This window comes from Aliivibrio sp. S4MY1 (assembly GCF_028765545.1).
In the GTDB taxonomy this organism is placed as follows: domain Bacteria; phylum Pseudomonadota; class Gammaproteobacteria; order Enterobacterales; family Vibrionaceae; genus Aliivibrio.
Genome location: NZ_JARACP010000049.1, coordinates 1 through 2,416, shown reverse-complemented (window position 1 = coordinate 2,416; position 2,416 = coordinate 1). Strand labels below are relative to the sequence as shown.

The 2,416-nt window shown below is 33.7% G+C and carries 2 protein-coding genes and 1 pseudogene; all 3 read right to left on the bottom strand.

All coding sequences use genetic code 11. From position 1 onward, the window contains the following. Positions 1 to 346: 346 nt before the first annotated feature. A complete protein-coding gene (locus PVK71_RS20205; RefSeq protein WP_274421113.1) occupies positions 347 to 1,360 on the bottom strand; it encodes a YdcF family protein in 1,014 nt (337 codons plus the stop codon). A 107-nt stretch (positions 1,361 to 1,467) separates the two neighbouring features. Next, on the bottom strand, positions 1,468 to 2,052 hold the full coding sequence (locus PVK71_RS20200; RefSeq protein WP_274421112.1) for a redoxin domain-containing protein: 585 nt from the start codon (positions 2,050 to 2,052) through the stop codon (positions 1,468 to 1,470). A gap of 60 nt (positions 2,053 to 2,112) precedes the next feature. Continuing rightward, positions 2,113 to 2,416: pseudogene (locus PVK71_RS20195) on the bottom strand (N-acetylmuramoyl-L-alanine amidase); the annotation flags it as partial.

The following is a 2,416-nucleotide window of genomic DNA, read 5'->3' as shown; positions in this document are numbered from 1 at the left end:
ATGTATTTTATAAAAACGAGCTAGTGCCGTTATTGGAGTCGGTGTGTGAGCTTAATGAATTTGTAGGGATGGATGTTATTACGATTAAGAACTACGAAGGGTTAGATGGACCAGCTAAGGCTGAATGATTAAAAGAACCCAATACTCGCTTGGCGTAAGGGGAGTATTGGGCTGGGACAATTATCGTGATGCTGTCAGGTGTATCCCTAATAGAGCTAGGTTATTGCTATTAAAAATATGTAGTTATGAAGATCTCCCGATTTATCGTTATCATCGACAACTAGGATATCGATGATAACGTTACGGGTTTTAATTTTGTGTAAGAGGTTGCTAGATGCGATATAATTTATTGATTATTATCTAAGCCTTCATAACATTGACTGAATTTATTCATAAATTTATCGACATTATTCTTATATAATCCATGCTCCAATAATATTTCATTTAGAATAGCGCATGGCTTACCTGTTAAATTTTGACTTTTAAATTTATGTCTGTTACTGCTATAACGGTTATATCGGAGTAATTCCATAAATTTTTCATTAGAATCAGACTTAATTTCCTTAGCAATAAGGCTTTTAAGTATTTTATCTTCATCAGGATTAGTTATTCCATCAGGGAGTAAAGGCGCAAGTAAAACAGATATGGTATAACTCTCTGGGAAAATATGTGAAAAATTAAATAAAGAACGCATAGCGTGGTAGTTATTTGTTATAACTAACCAATTTTTTATTTTATTTAATGATGGGTTTTCTTGAATTGTAAAATAAGAAAACTCCGCATTTCCAACAGTATCTAACGATTCTGATTCTTTATACATACGTTTTGTTTCTATCCCTTTATCTTTTAGATAATCGTACATATAGTCTGCTTCTATAACATTATTTTTTCGGCCTTTACCTGATAATACAATAGGTATATTTGGATATTTAATTGCTAGCGTATAAGCCTGATTTAATCGGCTCTCCAAAATACCTAATTTAGGTGTCGACCCCAAGACAATCAGTCCATTAGGCTTATAATTATCATTTCTTCGTGGTATGATTTTTTCCGTGTTATTCTTAACTGTATCATATGCATAATCAATAATATTGCGCTGATCATCAGTCAGTTTATTGACCACGTCCATCGTACCTATCGTTGGTGAAAAATGTTGCATATTTATTTTTTCAGATTCAATGTTATCGTAAAGAGAGAATACAGCATCAAAATCCCCTGAGATGATGTTGGCCCTCACACTATGACTTGATATCATAATATTATTCAAATTTTGAACTCTCTTACTTAATAGATAATCTGTATATGCATATGTGTTAAAAGTAAAAGCCATTAAAATTAATGCAATTAAGTTGTTTTTCATAAAATCCTCAAAAATAATTAATAGAATTATTTTAATTTTCTTTAAGCATGAAGGTGATTTTCGCAATCAATGCTCATAAGGTAAGATAAAATATTTAAATTAATAATTTATTCATAGTTCAATCTAACATTATAAGTTCCGCGAATAGGATAATTATTTTCGCGAATAAATTTTATTCCTGAAAGTATCGCGCGGATATCAGGACGAGCGAATGGTGCATTTGATACCTCCACTATTTGTACTCTGCCTTCAGCATTAACAACAAATAAAGCAGGTTCAGAAAATACATGATCGGTTTCATTCATGCCATCAGGCTTAACTCGAGGCATAGAGATATAAAGACCAAGCCGCATCATATGACCCACTTTCATTCCATGGGCTATTGGATAGGTAACGGATAGTTTTTTACTATGCTCATGCACTTGCATCATATTGTCAGCGGATACGGCAATAATATCAACGCCTAGTTTTATAAAATCATCTTTGTATTTTTCGATTTCATTCAGATAATTAGTGCATAAAGGGCAGTGTTCGCCGCGATAGATTATGACCATTTTCCAATCTCCCACTTTTTGTGGGGTACCAATATCAGCGGTATTTCTAATCATATAGCCATTAAAAATAGGCAGTCTAATTTTAGGGAATTCATCACCAGGATTAAATTTGAATGATGAAGTTAATTTTGGGTTCATTATAGGATCCTTAATGTGATATGAGATAGGGCCAGATAATCTCTTGTGCTCAGTGCGATACTATTTGAAATACTTTTCAACGAGCGCGAATAGTATTGCTGTGGTTTCAAGATCCATAAATCCATTATATTTTCTAGGTCTAAAATGCAATTGAAATGCACGAACAAGCTGTGAATATTCACTATCAGTGGCATAACCGTATTTTTTAAAGGCGGCTAATATGTCCTTTTTATCAGGTAAGCCAGTGCTAAATTCAGTGATGTATTTTCGCTTCGTGTCTTCATCATACCAAGCCCCAACGCCTTCATCGTAAAGTGCCTTCCATGGAAAGACAGGGCCTGGGTCGCTCTTTCTTCCAACTGAA

Coding starts and splice junctions, on each gene's coding strand:
- PVK71_RS20205 (WP_274421113.1), bottom strand. CDS start 1,360: ATGAAAAACAACTTAATTGCATTAATTTTAATGGCTTTTACTTTTAAC.
- PVK71_RS20200 (WP_274421112.1), bottom strand. CDS start 2,052: ATGAACCCAAAATTAACTTCATCATTCAAATTTAATCCTGGTGATGAA.